Source organism: Methylobacterium sp. CM6241 (assembly GCF_054817845.1).
The window spans coordinates 3,298,743-3,319,776 of sequence record NZ_CM139246.1 but is presented as its reverse complement, the minus strand read 5'-3'; the positions used below and the strand labels follow the sequence as shown (position 1 = coordinate 3,319,776).

22 protein-coding genes and 1 tRNA gene are annotated in these 21,034 nt (G+C 67.2%); 11 read left to right on the top strand and 12 right to left on the bottom strand.

From position 1 onward, the window contains the following. The first annotated feature begins 141 nt into the window (after window positions 1-141). Entirely contained in the window at window positions 142-381 is a 240-nt protein-coding gene (locus ACYQR9_RS15540; RefSeq protein ID WP_056433863.1) for a hypothetical protein, read from the top strand. Between the two features lie 255 nt (window positions 382-636). Here ACYQR9_RS15540 and ACYQR9_RS15535 read toward each other — a convergent pair whose 3' ends face one another. Then, the gene (locus ACYQR9_RS15535) at window positions 637-1,011 is read right to left on the bottom strand and encodes a DUF6481 family protein (RefSeq protein WP_461227162.1); all 375 of its coding nucleotides are present in this window, start codon (window positions 1,009-1,011) and stop codon (window positions 637-639) included. A gap of 212 nt (window positions 1,012-1,223) precedes the next feature. After that, window positions 1,224-1,433 (bottom strand): cold-shock protein, encoded by a 210-nt coding sequence (locus ACYQR9_RS15530; RefSeq protein ID WP_018043862.1) that lies wholly within the window; start codon window positions 1,431-1,433, stop codon window positions 1,224-1,226. A 658-nt stretch (window positions 1,434-2,091) separates the two neighbouring features. Here ACYQR9_RS15530 and ACYQR9_RS15525 point away from each other — a divergent pair. The 5 genes from ACYQR9_RS15525 to ACYQR9_RS15505 all read left to right on the top strand — a co-directional run bounded on the left by ACYQR9_RS15525 (window position 2,092) and on the right by ACYQR9_RS15505 (window position 12,355). Continuing rightward, entirely contained in the window at window positions 2,092-4,005 is a 1,914-nt protein-coding gene (locus ACYQR9_RS15525; protein WP_461227160.1) for an autotransporter assembly complex protein TamA, read from the top strand. 176 nt (window positions 4,006-4,181) lie between these two features. Next, entirely contained in the window at window positions 4,182-8,477 is a 4,296-nt protein-coding gene (locus ACYQR9_RS15520; protein WP_461229817.1) for a translocation/assembly module TamB domain-containing protein, read from the top strand. Between the two features lie 146 nt (window positions 8,478-8,623). Beyond that, window positions 8,624-9,280, top strand: coding sequence for a DUF47 domain-containing protein (locus tag ACYQR9_RS15515; RefSeq protein ID WP_207412466.1), 657 nt, complete (start codon window positions 8,624-8,626; stop codon window positions 9,278-9,280). A 5-nt stretch (window positions 9,281-9,285) separates the two neighbouring features. After that, window positions 9,286-10,293: an inorganic phosphate transporter gene (locus tag ACYQR9_RS15510; RefSeq protein ID WP_311274389.1), complete on the top strand. Its 1,008-nt coding sequence runs from the start codon at window positions 9,286-9,288 to the stop codon at window positions 10,291-10,293. Window positions 10,294-10,678: 385 nt separating this feature from the next. Then, window positions 10,679-12,355 carry a methyl-accepting chemotaxis protein gene (locus ACYQR9_RS15505; RefSeq protein ID WP_461227158.1) on the top strand — a complete coding sequence of 559 codons (1,677 nt, stop codon included), beginning with the start codon at window positions 10,679-10,681 and terminating at the stop codon, window positions 12,353-12,355. A gap of 99 nt (window positions 12,356-12,454) precedes the next feature. Here the strand turns inward: ACYQR9_RS15505 and ACYQR9_RS15500 are convergent, their stop codons facing one another. Both ACYQR9_RS15500 and ACYQR9_RS15495 read right to left on the bottom strand, forming a co-directional pair. Further along, window positions 12,455-12,829, bottom strand: coding sequence for a hypothetical protein (locus ACYQR9_RS15500; RefSeq protein ID WP_461227156.1), 375 nt, complete (start codon window positions 12,827-12,829; stop codon window positions 12,455-12,457). Between the two features lie 90 nt (window positions 12,830-12,919). After that, window positions 12,920-14,542: an ABC-F family ATP-binding cassette domain-containing protein gene (locus tag ACYQR9_RS15495; RefSeq protein ID WP_461227154.1), complete on the bottom strand. Its 1,623-nt coding sequence runs from the start codon at window positions 14,540-14,542 to the stop codon at window positions 12,920-12,922. A 246-nt stretch (window positions 14,543-14,788) separates the two neighbouring features. On the opposite strand from ACYQR9_RS15495, the gene ACYQR9_RS15490 reads away from it, so the two are divergent. The 3 genes from ACYQR9_RS15490 (at window position 14,789) to ACYQR9_RS15480 (ending at window position 16,094) form a co-directional block, all read left to right on the top strand. Continuing rightward, window positions 14,789-15,289, top strand: coding sequence for a peptide deformylase (locus ACYQR9_RS15490; protein WP_461227152.1), 501 nt, complete (start codon window positions 14,789-14,791; stop codon window positions 15,287-15,289). Next, window positions 15,286-15,714: a hypothetical protein gene (locus tag ACYQR9_RS15485; protein WP_461227150.1), complete on the top strand. Its 429-nt coding sequence runs from the start codon at window positions 15,286-15,288 to the stop codon at window positions 15,712-15,714. Before ACYQR9_RS15490 ends, ACYQR9_RS15485 begins: the two co-directional genes overlap by 4 nt. Before the next feature lie 77 nt (window positions 15,715-15,791). Continuing rightward, window positions 15,792-16,094, top strand: coding sequence for a hypothetical protein (locus ACYQR9_RS15480; protein ID WP_461227148.1), 303 nt, complete (start codon window positions 15,792-15,794; stop codon window positions 16,092-16,094). A 393-nt stretch (window positions 16,095-16,487) separates the two neighbouring features. Here ACYQR9_RS15480 and ACYQR9_RS15475 read toward each other — a convergent pair whose 3' ends face one another. Together ACYQR9_RS15475 and ACYQR9_RS15470 are read right to left on the bottom strand one after the other, a co-directional pair. Then, entirely contained in the window at window positions 16,488-16,724 is a 237-nt protein-coding gene (locus ACYQR9_RS15475; RefSeq protein WP_461227146.1) for a hypothetical protein, read from the bottom strand. Between the two features lie 132 nt (window positions 16,725-16,856). Further along, entirely contained in the window at window positions 16,857-17,150 is a 294-nt protein-coding gene (locus tag ACYQR9_RS15470; RefSeq protein ID WP_461227144.1) for a hypothetical protein, read from the bottom strand. A 200-nt stretch (window positions 17,151-17,350) separates the two neighbouring features. On the opposite strand from ACYQR9_RS15470, the gene ACYQR9_RS15465 reads away from it, so the two are divergent. Next, entirely contained in the window at window positions 17,351-17,869 is a 519-nt protein-coding gene (locus tag ACYQR9_RS15465; protein WP_461227142.1) for an MFS transporter, read from the top strand. Window positions 17,870-18,046: 177 nt separating this feature from the next. On the opposite strand, the gene ACYQR9_RS15460 is transcribed toward ACYQR9_RS15465, so the two are convergent. The 4 genes from ACYQR9_RS15460 to ACYQR9_RS15445 form a co-directional block, all read right to left on the bottom strand. Next, window positions 18,047-18,538, bottom strand: coding sequence for a DUF2934 domain-containing protein (locus ACYQR9_RS15460; protein WP_461227140.1), 492 nt, complete (start codon window positions 18,536-18,538; stop codon window positions 18,047-18,049). Window positions 18,539-18,622: 84 nt separating this feature from the next. Continuing rightward, the gene (locus ACYQR9_RS15455) at window positions 18,623-18,883 is read right to left on the bottom strand and encodes a hypothetical protein (protein ID WP_056433811.1); all 261 of its coding nucleotides are present in this window, start codon (window positions 18,881-18,883) and stop codon (window positions 18,623-18,625) included. 119 nt (window positions 18,884-19,002) lie between these two features. Further along, window positions 19,003-19,410 carry a hypothetical protein gene (locus ACYQR9_RS15450; RefSeq protein WP_461227138.1) on the bottom strand — a complete coding sequence of 136 codons (408 nt, stop codon included), beginning with the start codon at window positions 19,408-19,410 and terminating at the stop codon, window positions 19,003-19,005. Continuing rightward, window positions 19,407-19,808, bottom strand: coding sequence for a hypothetical protein (locus ACYQR9_RS15445; RefSeq protein ID WP_311274380.1), 402 nt, complete (start codon window positions 19,806-19,808; stop codon window positions 19,407-19,409). Before ACYQR9_RS15445 ends, ACYQR9_RS15450 begins: the two co-directional genes overlap by 4 nt. 439 nt (window positions 19,809-20,247) lie before the next feature. Here ACYQR9_RS15445 and ACYQR9_RS15440 point away from each other — a divergent pair. Continuing rightward, window positions 20,248-20,323 (top strand) — tRNA-Ile (locus ACYQR9_RS15440). A 195-nt stretch (window positions 20,324-20,518) separates the two neighbouring features. Here the strand turns inward: ACYQR9_RS15440 and ACYQR9_RS15435 are convergent. Then, window positions 20,519-20,749: a hypothetical protein gene (locus tag ACYQR9_RS15435; RefSeq protein ID WP_461227136.1), complete on the bottom strand. Its 231-nt coding sequence runs from the start codon at window positions 20,747-20,749 to the stop codon at window positions 20,519-20,521. An 81-nt stretch (window positions 20,750-20,830) separates the two neighbouring features. Next, window positions 20,831-20,986 (bottom strand): hypothetical protein, encoded by a 156-nt coding sequence (locus ACYQR9_RS15430; RefSeq protein WP_461227134.1) that lies wholly within the window; start codon window positions 20,984-20,986, stop codon window positions 20,831-20,833. Window positions 20,987-21,034: the final 48 nt, after the last annotated feature.

Sequence of the window (21,034 nt, the reverse complement as noted above, 5' to 3'; positions counted from 1 at the left end):
CCTCGAAACGGGCCGCACCGGCCCGTTTCGGGACCGATGAGACCGAAGTCGGACAGTTAGCTGCCCGCGGCGTGGCAAACCGTGCTATAAGGTGAGCAACCCCGCACGAACCCGTGCCCTGGGCAACTCCATGAGGCCCAAGTGGCGAATGCGTTTAAAAGTGGTGCGTCCCAGTCGCGCACCACCAACGATTTCAACGAACGGGCCAAGCAGCTCTCCGAGCGTCTCGGCGCTATCGAGAAGCCGGCGCAGATGAAGCGCGGCAACGCCCCGCGCCGCTCGTTCAAGGCCGGCCCCCGCCCCGAGGCCGATACCGAGCCGAAGGGCGAGGTCGAGACGACCTCCGAGAAAGACGAAGGCGAAGCTGAGGGCGAGGCTTAAACTTCGGCCTCCTGTCGCTAGTCCTGATGCGGCATTGAACCGGCGCGCCGAATCTCGCGTTCCGAGCATCTGTTCAATGCCTGTCATCGTGCTCCATTCTCGGCGTGTGTGCCGCGTAGAAACGCGAAGGGCCCGGAGCACCGCAGCGGATGCGAAATCCGGTACGACGTTCCGAGCCCTTGACTCATCCAGCGTCCGGCGTCCCCCGGAGCGGCGAGGCTAACCCTTCCTCGGGAAGGGCTTCCTCTGTGGGTGTCAGCGGCGAGCCTTGGCCTTGCGAGCCGCGTAGCGCGCATCGCGCTGGGCCTTCTTCTCGGCGAGTTCGATCGCCTTGCGTTCGGCGGCGAGACGCGTCTCTTCCTCGTCGCGGGCGATCTGTGCGGCGAGCTCCGCCTCCTCGCGGGCACGCTTCTCTTCAGCGGCCTTCTTTTCGGCCGCGATGCGGGCGGCTTCGCGTTCGCGAGCCCTCTCGTCCCGGGCGCGGGCAACCGCTGCGCGGGCCTGGGCCTTGGCAACCATTTCCGGGTCATCCGCCGGAGGACGGGCCTTGAATTTTTCCAGCAGCATCTGCTTGGCGCTGGCGGAGTTCTTACGGCGGTCGTCGAAATTCCTGTAGTCGAAGGCGCTCATCTGACCTTTCTCGGGTGGTGCGTCTCGGCCCGTTCCGCGAGCGGAAGCGCGCGGCGCTGAGCCTTGCTGTGAATCATCGAAAGACGGGATCGAATCGAAAAGCCCAATGCCTCACGATTCGGCCGGAATCAACAGAAGCCGCCCATGACAGGGCGGCTTCCTACGCACGTGTTGAACGAAGGCCTCACTGAACGACCCTCGCCCTTAGCGGTTCAGGCCGCCTGAAGGTTGCCGGCGGACTGCTTGCCGGTGCGACGGTCGTTCTCGATCTCGTAGGACAGCTTTTGTCCCTCGATGAGATTGCGCATACCCGCGCGTTCCACGGCCGAGATATGGACGAACACGTCCTTGCCGCCGTCATCAGGCTGAATGAAGCCGTAGCCCTTGGTTTCGTTGAACCATTTCACGGTGCCCGTGCTCATGGTGATGTCCTTCTCGTCGTCGGGAGGAACGCGATTGCAGTCTTCGCGCCCTCGTCTCGAATTGTGTGGGGAGGGGCCTCTCGGGCCGCAGCAAAGGACGTGCGGCCGACAGGGCGCAGGGTTTCGGAGATGCGATGAGATCGAAGCGACAGACCGCGGCAGTTCTGCAATGACTGCTGGGCGTGCGACCCGGATTGAACCGGCGGGGGATCGTGGAAGACAAGGTCCGATAGGTGAAAGTTAGGGTGCCTGCGATGTTCAGACAAGGCTCCCGGCCGTTCCGGGTTCCCGTCGAGCTGCGCGATTTCCATCCTTCCCCGGAGCCGACTGAACGAAGGGCTGCGGCACCGGCCGAGATTGCCCTCGTGGGTGGTGCGGTCTAGGCTTGCCACTCTGCGACATGAGGCGAGGAACGACCTTAACGACCCGGTGAGGGGTCGTCACGGAAGGTTGACCGGCATCGAAGCGGGGGCGGGATGACGGAATCGACGGCTGACGGACGAACCTTTGCGGGCATGCCGTTGCAAGGGGCGAGAGCGGACCGGTCCGAATCACGGGCGGGCCGTGTTTCGTGACGTCGAACACGCGTGACCTAAAGGGCAGAGGCCTGAAACACGGCTGCGCGGGCGTGGCCATGGCCGTCCTCGGCGGCGTGTCGATGAGCACCTTAGCCGCCTCCCCCGCCATCGCCTTCGACCTGTTCGGCATGTTCGGCTCCGAGGAAGAGCCGCCGGCACCGAGCGGCGAGACGCTGCCCTATTCGGTGAAGTTTCAGGGGCTCGAGGATGACGACGTGCTGCAGGCTCTGCAGGACACCTCCACGCTCTATCGCCTTCGCCAGGATGCTCCGCCCGACGGCGAGGGCATCGTGCGGCGGGCGGAGGCGGACCTTCGCCGCCTGTCAGACGTGCTCTCCGGCTACGGCTATTACCAGGGCAAGGTCGCCATCCGCATCGATGGCGTAGAACTGACGGGCGAGACCTCAGTGGCGGCTGCGGCGCGTGCCGCCGAGGGCGGCCGGAACCGGGCCTTGGTGCCCGTGAAGATCGTCGTCGATGCCGGACCGCTCTATAAGCTCCGCACGGTGACGGCTTCCGATCCGCGCGGCAACGATTTCCCGTCCGAAGTGCTGCCCGAGCGTTTCACCCGAGTGGGTGACGACGTCCCCGCTCGTTCTGCCACCGTTCTCGCCCGCGAGGCGAAGATCGTCGACCGCTTCCGGGCGCTGGGCCATCCCTTCGCCAAGGCGGTCTCGCGCGATCCTGTGGTGGATGACGAGGCCCACGTCATGGATGTGCGCTTCACCATCGATCCCGGGCCGATTGCGGGGCTGGGCGAGGTCGCCGTGCGCGGTACCACCGGCATCGACCCGGCGGTGGTGCGCTCCTTCATCTATAGCGAGCCGGGCGATCCCTATTCACCCAAGGCCGTGGCCGACATTCGCCGGTCCGTCGCCAAGGTGGAGGCCCTGGGTTCCGTCCGGGTACGCGAGGGCGAGGCGCTCGACGCGCAGGGCAACCTGCCGATCTTCGTCGACGTGACCGAGCGCGACCGCAACCTGATCGGGGTCGCGGCCCGTTTCTCCACGGTCGATGGCCCGGGCATCCGTGCCTATTATGCCAACCGCAACCTGTTCGGCGGCGGCGAGACCCTGCGGCTCGACGCCGACATCTACTATCTCGGCAACGACCTCTACGCTGCGCAGCGTAAGGCTGCCGGGATCGACTCTAACGGGCTGGGCGGCAGGGTCTCCGCGACCTTCGTCAAGCCGGCTCTATGGGGCACGCGCAACGATCTCGTGGCCAATATCTTCGCGGGCCGCGAGGCGCAGCAATCCTACGTCTCGGACGCGGCCGGCGGCACGATCGGCATCCGGCACCGGTTCTCCGACACGTTCTACGCGCAGATCGGCGTCGACGGTCAGGCCGGACGCTCGCAGGACGCGCTCGGAAAGGTCGATTACCGCCTCGTCGGCGTGCCACTCTCCGTCGCCTACGATTCCACCGACAATCTGCTCGATCCGACGCAGGGGTTCCGTGCCACCGCCTCGGTGACACCCTATGCCGGGTTCCTGGGCTCGGATCCGTCGATCTTCGTCGCCAAGGCGCAGGGCTCTACTTATTACGCCCTCGACGACGAGGCCCGCTACATCCTCGCCGGCCGCGTCGGATTCGGCTCCATCTCGGGCGCGAGCCTGGAGGACATCCCGGCCAATATCCGCTTCTTCGCCGGCGGTGGCGGCTCGGTGCGTGGCTTCCCCTATCGGACCTTGGGCCCACGCGGGCCGTTCAACCTGCCGGTGGGCGGGCGTAGCCTGCTCGAAGCTTCGGTGGAGGCGCGGGTCAAGATCACCGACACAATCGGAATCGTGCCGTTCTTCGACGCCGGCACAGCCTTCGAGGGCAGCCTGCCCGATTTCGAAGAGCGCATCCGCTACGCGGCGGGCCTCGGTCTTCGCTATTATACCGGCATCGGCCCCATCCGCGTCGACGTGGCGTTCCCCCTCGACCGCATCAAGGGGAACCGCGAACGTCCCGTGGCCCTGTACATCAGCCTGGGGCAGTCGTTCTGATGGAATTTTTCGGACGGGTTATGGTTCGGTGCGCATCGACCCTCCCCCCTCTGCGGGGGAGGGTGCCTGCGGAGCAGGCGGGAGAGGGGACGACCTCTCCGGAGCTGGCGCTCCCCTCTCCCGACCCGCTTCGCGGGCCACCCTCCCCCGCAAGGGGGGGAGGGAGAACGCGCGTCATCGTGGCGATCGTCTCTCTGACCGTCTGCATCGCCGTTCCCGCGACCTACACCCGCGCCGACGACGGCGAGAAGACCGTGCTCGGCGGGCTCCTGTCGAAGGCTTTGTCCACGCCGGGCTCCCAGGTGTCCATCGGTGCCGTGGACGGGGCGCTCTCGTCGAACGCCACGATCCGCGACGTGGTGATCAGCGATCGCAACGGTCCCTGGCTGAAGCTCGACAAGGCGCGCCTCGTCTGGAGCCGCCTCGCCCTCCTCTCCGGCCGGCTGCAGGTCGACAGCCTGGAGATCGGCCGCCTCGAAGTGCTGCGCCGTCCCCTCCCCGCCCCGGTCTCGGCGACGCCGGAGCCCGATGGCTCGCTGCTGCCCGAGTTGCCCGTGAAGGTGGAGATCACCGCCTTCAAGCTCGCCGAGCTCGTCCTCGGCGAGACCGTCGCCGGTCAGCCGGCACGACTGTCCGCCGAGGGGAAGGCCAAGCTCGGCGCCCCGTCCGAAGGGCTCGACCTCGACCTGTCCGTACGCCGCCTCGACGCCACCGGGCAGTTCGTCGCCCGCCTGCTCTTCGTGCCCAAGGGCGAGAAGCTCGAGGTGAAGACCACCCTGGTGGAGGCCGCCGGTGGCCTCCTCTCCAAATTCGCCAACCTCCCCGGCGAGCCGCCGATCAACCTCGATCTCGACGGGCGCGGCACCCTCGATGCCTGGAACGCCCGGCTCGATTTCGATGCCGGCCCCGATCTCGGCGCCAAGGGTACGGCCCGCATCGCCCGGGCCGGCGCCGACCGCTCCCTCACCCTCGACCTCTCCTCGCGGATCGAGGGGCTGCTGCCCGGCCCGGCGGCGGCGATCTTCTCCGGCACCACCAAGCTCGACGGCGCCCTGCGCTTTTCCGATAACGGCGCGTTCGGCATCGACCGCCTCGCCCTCGCTTCCCGCACCGCCCGCCTCGACGCGTCGGGCGGCCTCACGCCCGAGCGGGTCGCCGACTTCACGATCTCCGCCCGCGCCGTCCCCACCGAGGGCAGCGTCACCAAGGCGGCCAATGCCGAGCTCGACACCCTCGTCTTCGACGGGACCGTGAAGGGGCCGATCGCGCGGCCACGGGTGAACGGCGACCTCAAGGCGGCGGGCCTGCGCGCGGACGGCAACGTCCTCGAGCGGATTACCGCCAGCCTCGCCATGGAGCCCACGGGCGGCGACCCCAATGCCACCCGCTTCGCGCTTCGTGCGGATGCCAATGTGGAAGGATTGAAGCTCGCCGACCCGGCCCTGCGCCGTGCGGTCGGATCGCGCGGTGCCTTCACCTTCCGTGGCACGCTCCAACCCGATGGCGTGGTCGATGTGGCGGCGTTCGATCTCGACGCGCCCACCGCCACGCTCTCCTATGCCGGCCGCGTCGGCCAGAACACGCTCACGGGCACGCTGAAGGCGGGCCTCGCCGATCTCTCGGCCTTCTCCGATGTGGCCGACCGGACCCTGGCCGGCAGCGTCGCCGTTAAGGCGAACTTGAGCGGGGACCCTGCCCGCAAGGCCGTGACCGCCGATGTAGATGCGACGACACAAGGGCTTGTCCTCGGCCTGCCGGCCGTCGACCGGCTCCTGGGCCGCGAGCCGCATTTCTCGGGCAGGCTTTCCCAGGTTTTCGATGGGTACAGCTTCGATGGTGTGAAGCTCGACGGCGCCGAGATGGTGGCCCGGCTGGAGGGCAAGGCCACGGCACGCCTCGCCGACGCCAAGCTCCTCGTGGACGTGAAGACCCTCTCGGCCGTCGATCCGCGCCTTGCCGGCCGCGCCCTCCTCGACGGGCGGCTCTCCGGAACCCTGGGAAAGCCGGACCTCACCGCCACCCTCACCGCTGCCGACGGACGGGCGCTCGGCCGCCCGATCCGGGACGTGCGCGTGGCTGCGGCGCTCAAGGACCTCACCGGGGCGCTCGATGGAACGGTGGCGCTGGGCGGCGAGATCGGCGGCAAGACCCTGCGCGGGGACGTGCATCTCGCCCGCACGGGCGCAGATTGGTCTCTCGACCGGCTTGCGGTGAATCTCGGCTCGGCCACCCTCGCCGGCAAGGCGGCCGTCGATGCGGCGACCCTCCTGACGCAGGGCAGCGTCACGCTCTCGGCCGCCAATCTCGACGATCTGTCGCCGCTCGCCCTCACGCCGCTGGCCGGAAGCCTCGACGCGACCGTCGCCCTCTCGCGCGATGGGGGACGCCAGGACGCGTCGGTGAAGGCCAAGGGCGCCTCCCTGCGCTTGGGTGAGATCGGCCTCGCGCAGCTCGACGCCGACCTCACCGGCCGCGATCTCCTCGCCCATCCCGTGGTGGACGGCCGGGTCAATGCCGACCGGGTCATCGCCGCCGGCGAGTCCATCGACACAGTGCGCCTCCTGGCCGTGGGGTCGCCCAATGCCAGCGACATCACCCTCACCGCCAAGGCGCGAGGTTTCGATCTCGATGGGGCTGCCCGGCTGGTTCCGGCCGAGGCCACGCGGATCGAGCTGTCGCGCTTCTCCGCGTCACGCGGCAAGGATCGTCTGGCGCTGGCTGGTCCCGCCACGATCACCCTCGACCGGGGCTCGGCCGTCATCGACGGTCTCGTCATCGCCGCCGGTACTGGGCGGGTCAGCCTCGCCGGCCGCGCCGGATCGAATCTCGACCTAAAACTCGGCATCCGGGCGCTGCCGTTGGCTCTTGCCCGCATTGCCTCGCCGAGCCTCGCCCTCACCGGTACCCTCGACGGGGACGCCGATATCCACGGCACGGCCGCGCGGCCGGAAGGGCATTATGCCCTGTCGGTGGCGAAGGTCGTGACACCGGAGACGCGCAAGGCCGGCCTTCCGCCCATCGACGCCAAGGCGAGCGGCACCCTGAGTGACGGCCGCGCCGGGATCGAGGGCCGGGTCTCGGCCGGTCGTGGCGCCGAGCTGACCCTTGCCGGCTTCCTGCCCGTCTCGGCTGGCGGACCCATCGCCCTGAAACTGCGCGGTACCCTCGACGCGGCCATGGCCAACAGCCTGCTCAGCGTCGGCGGCCAGCGGGTGGGCGGCCGGATCGCCCTCGACGGGGGCGTCTCGGGCACGCTCGACGCGCCTCGTGCCGAGGGTGCCGCCACCCTCTCCGGCGGCAGCTTCACCGATCCGCTCCAGGGCATCGCCCTCAAGCAGATCGAGGGCCGCGTCACCGGGCGGGGCGATACCCTCGTTGTCGAGCGTCTCACCGCCCAGACCCGGAACGGCGGCGGCCTTCAGGCCAGCGGGCGCGTGGCCCTGGACCCGAATGGCGGGTTCCCCGGCACGTTCAAGATCACTGCCGAGCGGGCCGAGCTCGTCTCAAGCCCCATCGTCACCGCCACCGCGAGCCTCAACCTCGCCCTGAGCGGTCCTTTGGCGCGGACGCCGAAAGTGTCGGGACGGGTCGACCTCGTCTCCGTCGATGTGACGGTCCCCGATCGGCTGCCCGCGACCGTGCAGCCCCTGCCCGGCGTGCGCCGGGTCAATACGCCCGCCGACGTACGGGTGCGCCTCGATGCGAAGGCCGACCGCAAGGCGAAGGTCGCCGCATTGGGCAAGCGCAGGAAGGCGCCCCCGCCCTTCGACGCCACGCTGGACGTGGCCGTCCATGCGCCGAACCGCATCTTCGTGCGTGGGCGCGGAATCGACGCGGAACTCGGCGGTGACCTGCGCCTCACCGGCACTTCGCGCGACCCGGTGGCGGTGGGCGATTTCGCCATGCGTCGCGGGCGCCTCAGCATCATTGGTCAGCGCCTCGATTTCACCCGCGGCCGTCTGGCCTTCAACGGCGAGCTCGCGATCCCCGATCTCGACTTCCAGGCCGAGACCAAGGCCGCCGAGGTCACCGCCCGCGTCGCCGTGACCGGCCCCGCCAACCAGCCCGACTTCGTCCTCACCTCCGACCCGTCCCTGCCGCAGGACGAGGTGCTGTCGCGGCTGCTCTTCAAGAAGGCGGCCGGGGGACTTTCGCCCTTCCAGGCGTTGCAGCTCGCTCAGGCCGTGTCGCAGCTCTCGGGCGGGGCCGGCGGCCCGGACGTGTTCGAACAGGCCCGCAAGGGCCTCGGCCTCGACAGCCTGGACGTTTCCACCGGAGCCAGCGGCGGTCCGGCCCTGGGTGCCTCGCGCTATCTCAGCGACCGTCTCAGTGTCGGCGTCAAGGCGGGCGCCAAGCCTCAGGATACCGCCGCCACCGTGGATTACGACGTGACCCGTCGCATCAAGATCCAGGGCGAGGCCGGCAGCGACGGCCGCACGGCCGTGGGGGTGGGAGCCGAATGGGAATATTGATGGGGTCGGAGCGAATGACCGGCACCGGAGCGGCCTCGAAGACGTTATCGGCCGGCAGGACTCTCAGGGCCACGGCCACCTGACGGCTGACATAGCCTGCGGCGCCGAGCGGAGAGTGCCCGCCACATCGGGAAGGGGCACGCCGAATGATGGGCTGGTTTCGGGCCTTGATGCCGCGGGAGGATCGCTTCTTCGACCTGTTCGAGCGCCATTCTCAGACCCTCGTCGCGGGAGCGGAGGCGCTCCAGGGTGTCCTGAAGGGCGGCGACGGCGTGCCGGGCTATTGCCAGGTGATCGTTGATCGCGAGCACGAGGCGGACGCGATCACCGCCGAGGTTCTGCTCGCGGTCCGGCGCAGCTTCATTACCCCGTTCGACCGCGGCGACATCAAGGACCTGATCCAGTCGATGGACGACGCCATCGACCAGATGAACAAGACCGTGAAGACCATCGCCCTCTACGAGATCCGCTCCTTCGAGCCTCTGATGCGCGAGATGGGCGACACCGTGCTCGAGGCGGCGCGTCTCACGGCCGAGACGATCCCCCTGCTCAACGCCGTCGGCACCCATGCGGGACGCATCAACACCCTCACGGAGCGCATCACCCGGGTCGAGGGCCGCTCGGACGAGTTGCAGGAGCGTGGCCTCAAGGCCCTCTACCGGGCCCATCGCAAGGATGGCGGCGACGGCGACACCATGGCCTACATAATCGGCGCCGAGATCTACGGGCACCTGGAGGATGTGGTCGATCGGTTCGAGGACGTCGCCAACGAGATCAGCGGCATCGTGATCGAGAACGTGTGACGGGCATGGACGCCGCCTCCCTCGCGCTGCCGGCGCTGGCCGGCCTCATCGCCGTCGCCCTGTTCTTCGACTTCCTCAACGGCCTGCACGACGCGGCCAATTCCATCGCCACCATCGTCTCGACGCGGGTGCTGCGCCCGCAATACGCGGTGCTCTGGGCGGCGTTCTTCAACTTCATCGCGTTCCTGTTCTTCGGCCTCCATGTGGCGCAGACCCTGGGGACCGGGATCGTCGATGCCGGGATCGTCGACCCGCGCGTCATCCTGAGCGCGCTGGTGGGCGCCATCGCCTGGAACATCGCCACCTGGGTGTTCGGCATCCCGTCGAGTTCTTCGCACGCCCTGGTGGGCGGCCTCGTCGGGGCGGGCATCACCAAGGCGGGGTTCGACGTCGTGGTCTGGTCCGGCCTGTCGAAGACGATCGCCGCCATCGTGCTCTCGCCGCTCGTCGGATTCCTGCTCGCTCTCCTCCTCGTGCTGATCGTGTCCTGGACCTGCCGGCGCGCCACGCCCTTCGGGGTCGACCGGAGCTTCCGGCTCCTGCAATTCGTCTCGGCCTCGCTCTATTCCCTCGGCCATGGCGGCAATGACGCCCAGAAGACCATGGGGATCATCGCGGTGCTGCTCTACTCGCAGGGGCATCTGGGGAGCAGCTTCCACGTTCCGCTCTGGGTGGTCCTGGCCTGCCAATCGGCGATGGCGCTCGGGACCCTCTTCGGCGGCTGGCGCATCGTCCACACGATGGGCTCGAAGATCACCCGCCTGAACCCGATGCAGGGTTTCTGCGCCGAGACGGGTGGCGCCATCACCCTGTTCCTGGCGACCTGGCTCGGTGTCCCGGTCTCGACCACACACACCATCACCGGCGCCATCGTCGGCGTGGGCGCAGCCCGCCGGACCTCGGCGGTCCGTTGGGGCATTGCCGGGAACATCGTCGTCGCCTGGGTCCTGACCCTGCCCGCCGCCGCCCTCATCGCCGCGTGCTGCTACGTCCTGACGGGCTGGCTCGGCTGAGCGATCTTGCCCGGCTCGCCTGGAGCCATGATGCCGCGAACCTCCCCGCGAGACCCTTCTACTTGTGGTCGAGGAAATCAGGCACGCCTCACACTACCGCTGCTGCGCCAGTATTGGTGGCAAGTTGTGATGCGCGCGAATACTGAAATAAGTTTCGCGGTAAGGTTTTCGCGAGTTGGACGTGACAATACATGATTTGTCGTTATTCAAGTCATTGGTGGGGCGGGCAGAGTTTTTATTTACGTAAATTTGAATACGTGACCGTTCAGGCGGAGCGAATATAAATCAAATATCGATGAACTATATTTCATACAAGTAGTTATAAAATATTAAATAAGACTCTTTATTCGGTTATTATCATTGTATCGTTGGGGGAGTATAAGTCATGCGATTGTCGATCAAGGCCGTACTGATCGGCTTGTTCAGCATCGTCGTTTCGATTTCGGCAGCGCAGGGCTTGGTGGCCCTATACAAGCTTCAGGACATCGGCACGAAGATTGCTGTTCTGGTCGACAATGCCGTGCCGTCGGTGACTCAGGCCGACAAGATCAATCGTCTGGTGCTCCGGGTCCGCACGTCCCAGCTGCGCTACCTGACCGCTCCCAACAGCACCATCGAGCAGGCCGATCTCAAGCTCGCGAACGAAATGATGCTGGAGCGCAATAAGTCCATCGAAGACTACAAGTCCCTGATCACCGAAGCGGAAGAAAAGGCGATCTATGAGGATCTGATCGCCAAGATGGAGATTCTGAAGGCCGATTGGGGAAAGCTCCGCTCCATGCGCGAGAGCGACAGAGAGCAGGCGCTGAGCTTCTTCCGCGAAGGCAACCACGCGAATTATCGGGCGGTCGCCGACGCGGCCACCCGTCTGGTGGAGATCAATGTGGCGGCGGCCAACGCCGCCGGAGAGGCGGCGCGCAGCCAGCAGGCCGAAGCGATCCGGATCTCGATCATCATGCTCACGGTTTGCATCGTGATGGCCGTCTCGGCCATGATCTTCTCGTTTCTCGGCGTTGCCCGCCCGATCGAGCGCATGACCCAGGCCATGCGTCACATCGCCGGCGGTGACGAGACGACCGCCGTTCCCTCCATGGGCCGCCGCGACGAGATCGGCGAGATGGCCCAGGCGGTGGAAGTGTTCCGGACCAACCTGATCCGCACGCGTCAGCTCGAAGAGGACACGGTCCTCGCTCGGGCTTCCGCCGAGGAGCAGCGCCGTGCTGGAATGCGCAAGATGGCCGAGGATTTCGAGACGGCTGTCGGCGGCATTATCGGCATGGTCTCCTCCTCCGCCACCGAGCTTCAGGCCACGGCGCAGGCCATGACGGTGACGGCGACACAGACCGCGTCGCAATCCACCACCGTGGCTGCCGCAGCCGAGGAGGCCGCCGTCAACGTGAACACCGTCGCTGCCGCTGCCGAGGAACTCGGCACGTCCGTGCAGGAAATCGGCCGACAGGTCTCGAGCTCCGCCACTCTCGCACAATCCGCCGTCACGGAGGCCGACATCACGGCCGGCCTCGTGCAGGAACTCAGCGGCGCCGTGAGCCGGATCGGGGATGTGGTGAGCCTGATCTCGACGATCGCCAGCCAGACCAACCTGCTCGCCCTCAACGCCACCATCGAGGCCGCGCGCGCCGGTGAAGCGGGCCGGGGCTTCGCGGTGGTCGCCGCCGAGGTGAAGGAACTGGCCAACCAGACGGCCCGCGCCACGGAGGAGATCTCCCAGCAGATCGGCCACATCCAGGGCGCTACCGGCCAAGCGGTCTCGGCCATCGGTTCGATCACGATGCGGATCCGGGACATCAATGCCGTGGCGACTGCCATCGCGGCGGCGGTCGAGCAGCAGAGCGCGGCGACGCAGGAGATCGTGCGCAACGTCTCGCAGGCCTCGGCCGGTACCAACGAGGTGACGAGCAACATTGCCGGCGTGGCCAGTGCTGCCGAAGAGACCGGAGCCGCCGCGAGCCAGGTGCTCGGCGCCGCTGGCGAACTCTCTCAGCAATCCGAACATCTCACCGGAGAAGTGCACCGCTTCCTCGCCACGGTGCGGGCCGCCTGACCCGATTCCACCGCGCGGACCTACAAACGGGTCGGGCTCGCGGGAGCCTGACCCGTTCTCATGTCGACCGTCCGGGTTCACCCCCGGTGGGCGAAACCCTCACCGTCCGTCGGTCACCCTCTGTCCCGTCTCGCCGTAGCCGAGCCGGGCTCCCTGGCGGTTGACGCTTCCGAAGCGCAGGATGGCCTGTTCGAGGTAGTCGATCGCATCGATGAGGGCATCCCGCGCGGCCCCGACCGCCTCCTCGCCGTCCTCGTCCGGTGTCTCGGCGAAATTGACGGCGGCGATGAGAACCCGGTCGCGTTCCTCTTCGATCCGGCGGTCGCGCTCCACATGTCCACGCACATCGGCATCGAAGGCCTCGATCACCGCCCAGGGCAGTGCGTCCTTCGACGACGATCCGTCGAAGGCGCGGGCCTTGCGCCGGGCCTGTGCCGCCGCCGCCCTGACGATGTCAGCGAGTTTGACATCCATGGTCGGTCTCCTGGGGTGATCGGGTTCGAGGCGCTTTCGTTACCGTGCATCCCCTCGCCCCGCCCGCGGTGAGAGGGGGAAACCAGCCGCTCAGCTCCTCAGCCCCGGTGCCTCCTGGCCGGTGCGCGCGACGTATTCGGTGTAGCCGCCGCCATATTGATGGATGCCGTCGGCGGTGAGTTCGAGGACGCGGTTCGACAGGGCGGCGAGGAAGTGCCGGTCGTGGCTCACGAACAGCATCGTGCCCTCGTAGTTCGCCAGCGCGGTGATGAGCATCTCCTTGGTGCCCATGTCGAGGTGGTTGGTCGGCTCGTCGAGGACGAGGAAGTTCGGCGGGTCGAACAGCATCTTGGCCATGACCAGCCGGGCCTTCTCGCCGCCCGAGAGCACGCGGCAGCGCTTCTCGACATCGTCGCCCGAGAAGCCGAAGCAGCCGGCCAGCGCCCGCAGGCTCCCCTGGCCCGCCTGCGGGAACGAGCGCTCCAGGTCCTGGAACACGGTGAGCTCGCCGTCGAGGAGGTCCATGGCGTGCTGGGCGAAGTAGCCGAGCTTGACGCTTCCCCCCACGGCGATGCTGCCGTCGTCGGGCGGGGTCGAGCCGGTCACGAGCTTGAGCAGGGTCGACTTGCCGGCGCCGTTGATGCCCATGACGCACCAGCGCTCCCGGCGGCGGATCGAGAAGTCGAGTCCTTCGTAGATGGTGCGGCTGCCGTAGCGTTTGTGCACGTTCTTGATGATGACGACGTCGTCGCCCGAACGCGGCGCCGGCTGGAACTCGAACGCCACCGATTGCCGGCGCTTGGGGGGCTCCACCCGCTCAATCTTGTCGAGCTTCTTCACCCGGCTCTGCACCTGTGCGGCGTGGCTGGCGCGGGCCTTAAACCGCTCGATGAACTTGATCTCCTTGGCGAGCATCGCCTGCTGGCGCTCGAACTGAGCCTGCTGGTGCGTCTCGTTCAGGGCCCGCTGCTGCTCGTAGAAGACGTAGTCGCCGGAATAGGTGGTGAGTGTGCCGCCGTCGATCTCGATGACCTTGGAGACGATGCGATTCATGAACTCGCGGTCGTGCGAGGTCATCAGCAGGGCGCCCTCGAAGTTCTTCAGGAACGCCTCGAGCCAGATCAGGCTCTCGATGTCGAGATGGTTCGATGGCTCGTCGAGGAGCATCACGTCCGGGTTCATCAGGAGGATGCGGGCCAAAGCCACGCGCATCTTCCAGCCGCCCGAGAGCTTGCCGACATCGCCGTCCATCATCTCCTGGGAGAAGCTCAGCCCCGCCAGCACCTCGTAGGCTCGGCCTTCGAGGGCGTAGCCGTCGAGCTCCTCGAACCGGGCCTGGACCTCGCCGTAGCGCTCCACGAGGGCATCCATCTCGTCCATCCGGTCCGGATCGGCGAGGCCGGCCTCGATCTGCTTCAGTTCTGTGGCGACCACGCTCACCGGGCCGGCCCCGTCCATCACGGCGGAGACGACGGAGCAGCCCGACATCTCGCCGACATCCTGGCTGAAATAGCCGATGGTGATGCCCCGATCGGTGGCGACCTGGCCCTCGTCGGGCTCCTCCTCGCCGGTGATCATCCGGAACAGGGTGGTCTTGCCGGCGCCGTTCGGCCCCACGAGGCCGACCTTCTCGCCCTTCTGGAGAGCGGCCGACGCCTCGATGAAGACGATCTGCCGTCCGTTCTGTTTGCCGATTTTCTCGAGGCGGATCATGCGCGCATCGTTGTCCTGAGATCTGTCCCGCGGCCTTACGGCATGGCGCGCGGAAGCGGAAGGCGGGGTACCACGGGCACGATCCGGGAGGCACGGCTTCGCTGTCGCGGATGGGTGCCCCGGCCGGACCCGAGCCCAGATGCCGCGAGGGCCTTGCTTGGACAGCGCCGGGCCGATCGCGTATCCACGCATCGCCTCATTCAAAGGGTATTTGCCGAAGCTTCTCTGCCGAAGGTCCCCTACCCCGTGCCGGTCCAGTCGCTGATCCTCTACCCCGATCCACGGCTGCGTCTGCGCGCCGAACCGGTAAGCGTGTTCGACGAGGACCTTCGCCGCGATGCTGCGGATCTTGTCGCCGCCCTCGCCCGGGTTTCGGCCATCGGCCTCGCCGGGCCACATGTGGGGTGGCTCGCCCGCGTGGTGGCTTTGCGGCTCGAGCCCGGTACGCCGGCGACGATCTACGTCAATCCGGAGATCGTCTTCGCCTCACCCGAGACGGAGCCTCAGACCGAGGGCAGCGTCTCGATGCCGGGCGTCTCCGACATCGTGGAGCGGGCGGCGCGGATACGCCTTCGCTATGCCGATCTCGATGGGGCCTGGCATGAAATCGAATCGGAGGGGTTCGAGGCGGCCTGCCTGCAGCACGAGATCGACCAGCTCGACGGCATTTTCTGGATTGAGCGCCTGTCGCGGCTTCGTCGGGACCGTGCGGTGAAGCGCTACGCGAAGGCGAGGCGCGCGGCATGAGGCGTGGATCCCATTCCCGCCCGCTGGCGGCCTTGTTCCTCGCAGCGATAGGGGCGGCGCGCGCCGAAGCGCAGCCGGCCAAAGCTCCGACGCCCCTGCCGTCGTCCGCGGCCCTGCCCTCCGCGCCGGCGATTGGCTGCCCGTCATTGGCCAATCTGCGTCTTCTCCTGCGCCAGTCGGAAGGTGACCTCAAGAAAGCGGCCGCGACCCTGGCCGATCCGAAGGCCGACCACCTGAGTTGCAATCTTCTCGGACGTGATACGGTCGATGCCATCACGGACCATGCCGCCCTCAACGGCAACGAGTACGACTGCGTTGGCATCACCGGAACCAGCATCTGTTCCTGGACCATCGCCGGAACGGTCGTCCCGGCCGATCCGGCGCGAGCGGTCAAAAAGGCGCCGCCCCCCAAATCCAAGCGCTGACGGCGCGGCATGGCGGCGGGCGATGCCGCAGCGCGCCCTATATCGCCTCCGGTAGAGCCAAGCCGGAGATCCACACCATGAAGCTGTCGCAACGCCGGGGAATCGCCCTCCTGTTGATCATGACGGGAGTGGGCATGGCGGGAACGACCCTGGCCGGCGCCGGCTCGATGTCGGCGAGCGAGGTGGTCGCCTGCGATACCTTGGTCAACCTGCGGGTCTTGATGGGGCAGGCTCGGGCCGATCTCGGCGACCATCCCGGCTGCCGCCGAATCGCCCGCGATCGTGTCGGCGCACCGGAACACCGCGCCATGATCGGCGGCGCTCCGTTCGAATGCCTCGCGGTGAGGGACGAGCCCTCCTGCCTCTGGATCAAACCATAGGAGTCGTGCCGGAGGGAAGCGGATATTCGGCACCTAATACCGATGCGCTTTTCCGACGAACCGCCCTACCTTAGCCGCAACGAAGGGGGGTAAACTCATGGGTGACACTGCCGGATCATGCGGTGGAGAATCGGCTGGCCGTCAAGGGCGCCGCATCGCCTGCATGGTCGCTGTGGGATTGTTGGGATTGGTCTCGCAGGCTCGAGCAGAGGCCCCGATCAAGAGCCAGCAGGATGCAGCCTGCCGTAACGAGGCGCGTGCGAAGGTGTTCGTCACGCCCGATCCGGGTGGGATTGGGCTCTACGCGGTCGGCCGGCAGATCTACATGACCTGCATGGCGCGTTCCCAGCCACGCGCCGCACGTCGGCGACGATAGGCTACGTCCGCCGACGATCAGACGCTGCGCGGTGCGCCGATACGCGCCCGCAGGCGCAGGCGCAGGTTCTCGTTGGCCGTAGCGTCTGCATCGACGGCGAACATCAGCCGAAGAAGCCGGCTGATCGGGGTCGTGCCGTCTTGAACTGCGGCCTCGACCTGGTCCTGGAGCGCCATCCGCTCATAAGGACGCTGAGAATCGAAGCTCGACTGGGCCTGATGCGCCATGGTCTGCGTTCCGTCGCTCGGGATCACTTTTCCCCGGGCGGTTCGCTACGCGAAGACGTCCGCCTCCGCCAGTCCCTTTCGCCGACTATTCATAGCCGGCAGCCGGTTCGGACGCATTTGTGTCATGTGTGGCTTGCAGAGCGGTTCCAGACTGGACCCTCAGCGCGGGACAATGTGGAGACCATCATCGGGCAAGAGGTTGCGTGCCGGCCCGCCGGTCTGCTGGCCACGGCCCTGCTGATAATAGGGCAGTTCCGGCCGGCGGTCGTTATCGCTGCCGGAATCGTATTCCCAGGCCTGGTTCCACGGCGCCCGGCCACCCACGGTGATGCCACCGGTGGAGTCGATGTCCCGCACCACCGGACGATCCCGATAGGGACCGGAGCCGGCCTCCGCGGCAAAGGGAGCCGCCATCATCGTCAGGGCGAGCAAGGCGGAAAAGGCGGTCTTCATCACAGGCCTCGGAAGCACTGGCCGGGATCCGGCGCGAATCGATCACGTGATCCTATAACAGCAAAGGTTGTCGCGACGTTCCGCCCGTCCCATCGCTGCGCCATGGGAAGGGCGGACCAGAACGGAGAGGATCTCCATTGGTTCTGCCCGACCTGTCCCTACGCTCTCGGCATTTCCCCGACCCAAATGCCGCGCTCGACATGGTCCGTTTCATCAGGCGTTCGGGCATCAACACGGCCTACCATCTGGGAGCCTGGGCCTGTCACCTGCGTCATCCCGGCCTGCCGCTGCTCTTCGCCACCGGGTTCCTTGTTCTCGGCGTCTTCGTCGCGACCTTCAACGACCTGACGTTCCGGCTGAGTGCCCTGCCCTACGGCCTCAACCAGGCCCAGATCAGTCTGGTCTTCGCCGTCTTCCTGTTCGGTGTGATGTCATCCTCGACGGCAGGCTCCCGGGCGGACCTGTTCGGTCGTGGTTCCGTCCTCGCCTCGGGGATCCTGATCATGGCGGTGGGCATCGCCCTCACGCTGCTGCCCTCGCTTCCCGGCATGATCGCCGGCTTTGTGGCGGTCACGGTCGGGTTCTTCGTGGCGCGTTCGGTGGCGAGCGGCTGGGTCGACCGGATGGCGGCCGGGTCCAAGGGCCATGCGGCGTCCCTGTACCTTCGCATTGACTATCTCGGTTCGAGCTGCCTTGGTTCGGCCGGCGGATGGTTCTGAACAGCCGGGGCTTGGCCGGCTGTGGCAGCGTTCAACGTTGTCCTGCTCGCGCTCGCCATGGTGGCGGCCGCGCTCTTGTGCTGGAGCGAGCGACGGCGCGCCGCCTGAATCACAAGGTACAAAAAAGAAGCCCGACGCCCGGCGAGGGGCGGCGGGCTTGAGCGGATCCGCTTGCCGTCAATGCACGGTCGCGGCGGATTCCATCGGCGCCACGGCGCGCGGCTTCGTGGCGCGGAGCGGTTTCGTCGCCGTGGAGCTCGATGCAGTCTTGTTCGATGCGGTCTTGGTCGCGGCAGTTTTGGTCGAGGCGGTCTTGGGCGCCTTGGGCGCGGCCGGTGTTTTGGCAGAAGCAGCCTTGGCCGAAGACGATTTAACGCTGGCCGTCCTGGTCTGGCGCGGCGCGGTCTCGGACGCCTGGACCACGGCCTTCTCGGTGACGGCCTTGGCGGCGGTGCTCCGCGAGGCGCGGGGTTTCAGGGTCTTGGCCGGGCTCGGTGCCAGGCTGAGATCGGCGGTCACGGGCTGAACGTAGACCGGTGCGGAAAGGCTCGCCGCGCGCAACTCGGCCTCGGCCGTCAGCCAGTGATCCTCGGCGCGGCCGAACACTCGGCCCTCGCTTTCCCAAATGTCATAGGCGCGCTCGCGCACCAGCTGCTCGAAGGGATTCATTCGCGCTCTCCTCGTGGGTGGTGGCCCCGATGGAAGCGGAGGTTGGTTAATGCTCGGTTAATGTCACCCCGCGGCCAGGGCGTCTCAGGCTTGCGAGAGGCGTCGCGCGTTGGCGCGGACCTTTCGGCGGTATCCCGTGACCACCTTCTGCGTAGAGACCCCGGTCGCGATCATCATGGCCGCCTCGCCGGCCGCCATGATCTTCTCGCTGACCATACGCTGAGCCTCGATCTGCGCGGCCGGACCGCCCAGGGAGAGCTTCGCGAGACGAAGGCCGATCACCTGCTGCGATTCCATCGCGAGCAGGGTCGCGTCCATGCCGAGCTTCCACCACGCACCGAACATGTCAGTCCTCTCCACGCCGATGGGCGCAATGGCCGCGCTTATGCCACGCGGCTCGCCATGGTCGAAACGGGCGGCTCGGTCGAACCGACGTCACGGATGCACGATTCCGTGAGCGCGTCTCAATCGAAGGAGCGCGACTTCGCGGAGGACCCGCCGAGGCTGATCTTCTTCGGGGCCGAACCGCCGCCGAGGCTGATCTTGCGGGGCGGCGGCGGGGCGGCGGGGTTCGGAGCCGCAGGCCGTGCGGATTTTATCTGCGCCTGGCCATGGACCACCGAGCCGATCTCGCCCGCGACACGCACGAGGTCGTCCCGCTCGCAGGCTCGGGCGACAGAGAGGCCGAGCTGATGCATGTGGCTCTTGCCGTAGAGATAGACGGCAAGCTTGGCGCGAGTGGTGGGGGGGATTTCGGCGAGGATCTCGGGCAGGTCCTCGGGCTCGGCACGGTAGACCGCTCCGAGCAGGTCGAGGGAGACCGGGCAGGCGGGATCCGGCTCGGCGCCGCTGGTGGGGTGCGACTGGGTCATGGAATACCTGTCTGGCTCGTGGATGTCTGGGCGAGTGTGTGGGCCGGAGCCGTGTCGGCGGCGGGCGGTGTCGTCTGCGTCCGGACGACGGCGTCCTCCGGGCGCGGTTGAGGATTGGGCCGCGCCGGCCGCTCCGGCTGCAGACAGCCGCTGCAGACGGAGGCGATCGCGATGCGGGCGCGGCGGTCGGCTCGCTCCCACACCGCTTCGCGAGCGGCCCGGGCCCGTGCCACTTCCTCCGCCGATGGCATTCCCCCGCTGGCGCCGATCTCGGCCGGAGCGGCGTCGGGAGGCCTGATTCTCAGGAGGAGCGGTTCCTGGGCCAGAACGGGCGATCCTGCAAGAGTGCAGGCGAGAGATGAAGCGGCGAGCCGGCAAGCGAGGATCGTGCGGCCCATCGGCTCCTCAATCGGATCGGCAGACCCCTGGTCCGTCCGGGAACGATCGTCGGCCCAGGGTTAACATGACCTTAACGCGAAGACGACCTTGCCCCATGGGAGTCTCCATTCTCACCCAACACCGCTGTGCCCCGTATTCGACCCGACAGCCCGAAGCGCATCGCTGCGCATATGTCGGAGGGCCTGCCGGTTGCCGAGGGATGAATCTCGACCAGCGACGGTCGGCGTCTGGAGCTTCGCTGACAGGACGACAAAAGCCGATCCGGCTCTACACCACCCGTCAATATCTGAACCGTCCGGCATAAACAGGCTGCCCGGAACGGATACCGCACGCCTCGATCGCGCAATGACAGGAGAGGGCCAACCAGCGAAAATCCGTGATCTTCGGACTCCCCACGGCTGGACGAAGCCCCCTCTTTCCTTTTACGGGATAGGCGTGGGGCCTGTAGCTCAATGGTTAGAGCCGACCGCTCATAACGGTCTGGTTGCAGGTTCGAGTCCTGCCGGGCCCACCACCTTTTCCCTCTGTAGCTTCGACCTGCGGGACCCACTCCCATTTTAGGGGGACATTTATGGGGACAGATACGCGCGTTTCGGCCCCACTCGGAGGTTCTCCGGCGGGGTTGTCGGCGACTCGGGATTAGGGCTCGTGGCTCCGTCCGTGGCGGTCACGGGAGCCGCATGCATCTGCTCCCGTGACCCGTTCCAGGTCACGCCGCGAGCAGGCCGCTCTTGATCCTAGAGACGGGTCGGTCGGCATCCATTAGCACCGCCGCCTGCAACACCTTGGGATCGAGGGGCCGATCCTTGTGGACTAGGCCCCAGGTGACCTGATCCCGGAGCCAGCCCGGCTTGACCCGCGGACCGCCCTTCCCCCGCAGTTGCTCGCACCAGTCTTCGATCTCGGTCACTTGGAGCCGGCGGTTGAGGACGTTGAGCACGTGCTGCGGGGGGAAGTCGGGGGCGACACGAACGTCGTCGTAGACGGCGTTCAGGGCGAGCCGGGCGTCGTTGGCCGTATACTAGGCAAAGCTCATCTCCACCGTCTCGATGAAGAGACCGTTTGGCTTGTTGCCGTCCTTGACGACCCCGTCCATCAGGCGGTTCAGTTCGGTGTTGCGGGCCTCGGCGGCCTCGATGCGGGCGACGGCGACCTGCGTCTCGAAATCCATTTCCATTGCTGCTCTCCCTCGTTTGATGGGAGGCAAGCTGAGCCACGGAAGTGA

What these genes read in the sequence shown, in the direction of transcription:
- ACYQR9_RS15465 (WP_461227142.1), top strand. Translation starts at nt 17,351, where the DNA reads ATGGTCCGTTTCATCAGGCGTTCGGGCATCAACACGGCCTACCATCTG.
- ACYQR9_RS15510 (WP_311274389.1), top strand. Translation starts at nt 9,286, where the DNA reads ATGGACGCCGCCTCCCTCGCGCTGCCGGCGCTGGCCGGCCTCATCGCC.
- ACYQR9_RS15460 (WP_461227140.1), bottom strand. Translation starts at nt 18,538, where the DNA reads ATGAATCCCTTCGAGCAGCTGGTGCGCGAGCGCGCCTATGACATTTGG.
- ACYQR9_RS15535 (WP_461227162.1), bottom strand. Translation starts at nt 1,011, where the DNA reads ATGAGCGCCTTCGACTACAGGAATTTCGACGACCGCCGTAAGAACTCC.
- ACYQR9_RS15515 (WP_207412466.1), top strand. Translation starts at nt 8,624, where the DNA reads ATGATGGGCTGGTTTCGGGCCTTGATGCCGCGGGAGGATCGCTTCTTC.
- ACYQR9_RS15450 (WP_461227138.1), bottom strand. Translation starts at nt 19,410, where the DNA reads ATGACCCAGTCGCACCCCACCAGCGGCGCCGAGCCGGATCCCGCCTGC.
- ACYQR9_RS15445 (WP_311274380.1), bottom strand. Translation starts at nt 19,808, where the DNA reads ATGGGCCGCACGATCCTCGCTTGCCGGCTCGCCGCTTCATCTCTCGCC.
- ACYQR9_RS15480 (WP_461227148.1), top strand. Translation starts at nt 15,792, where the DNA reads ATGAAGCTGTCGCAACGCCGGGGAATCGCCCTCCTGTTGATCATGACG.
- ACYQR9_RS15530 (WP_018043862.1), bottom strand. Translation starts at nt 1,433, where the DNA reads ATGAGCACGGGCACCGTGAAATGGTTCAACGAAACCAAGGGCTACGGC.
- ACYQR9_RS15505 (WP_461227158.1), top strand. Translation starts at nt 10,679, where the DNA reads ATGCGATTGTCGATCAAGGCCGTACTGATCGGCTTGTTCAGCATCGTC.
- ACYQR9_RS15495 (WP_461227154.1), bottom strand. Translation starts at nt 14,542, where the DNA reads ATGATCCGCCTCGAGAAAATCGGCAAACAGAACGGACGGCAGATCGTC.
- ACYQR9_RS15500 (WP_461227156.1), bottom strand. Translation starts at nt 12,829, where the DNA reads ATGGATGTCAAACTCGCTGACATCGTCAGGGCGGCGGCGGCACAGGCC.
- ACYQR9_RS15455 (WP_056433811.1), bottom strand. Translation starts at nt 18,883, where the DNA reads ATGTTCGGTGCGTGGTGGAAGCTCGGCATGGACGCGACCCTGCTCGCG.
- ACYQR9_RS15525 (WP_461227160.1), top strand. Translation starts at nt 2,092, where the DNA reads ATGAGCACCTTAGCCGCCTCCCCCGCCATCGCCTTCGACCTGTTCGGC.
- ACYQR9_RS15430 (WP_461227134.1), bottom strand. Translation starts at nt 20,986, where the DNA reads ATGGAAATGGATTTCGAGACGCAGGTCGCCGTCGCCCGCATCGAGGCC.
- ACYQR9_RS15485 (WP_461227150.1), top strand. Translation starts at nt 15,286, where the DNA reads ATGAGGCGTGGATCCCATTCCCGCCCGCTGGCGGCCTTGTTCCTCGCA.
- ACYQR9_RS15470 (WP_461227144.1), bottom strand. Translation starts at nt 17,150, where the DNA reads ATGAAGACCGCCTTTTCCGCCTTGCTCGCCCTGACGATGATGGCGGCT.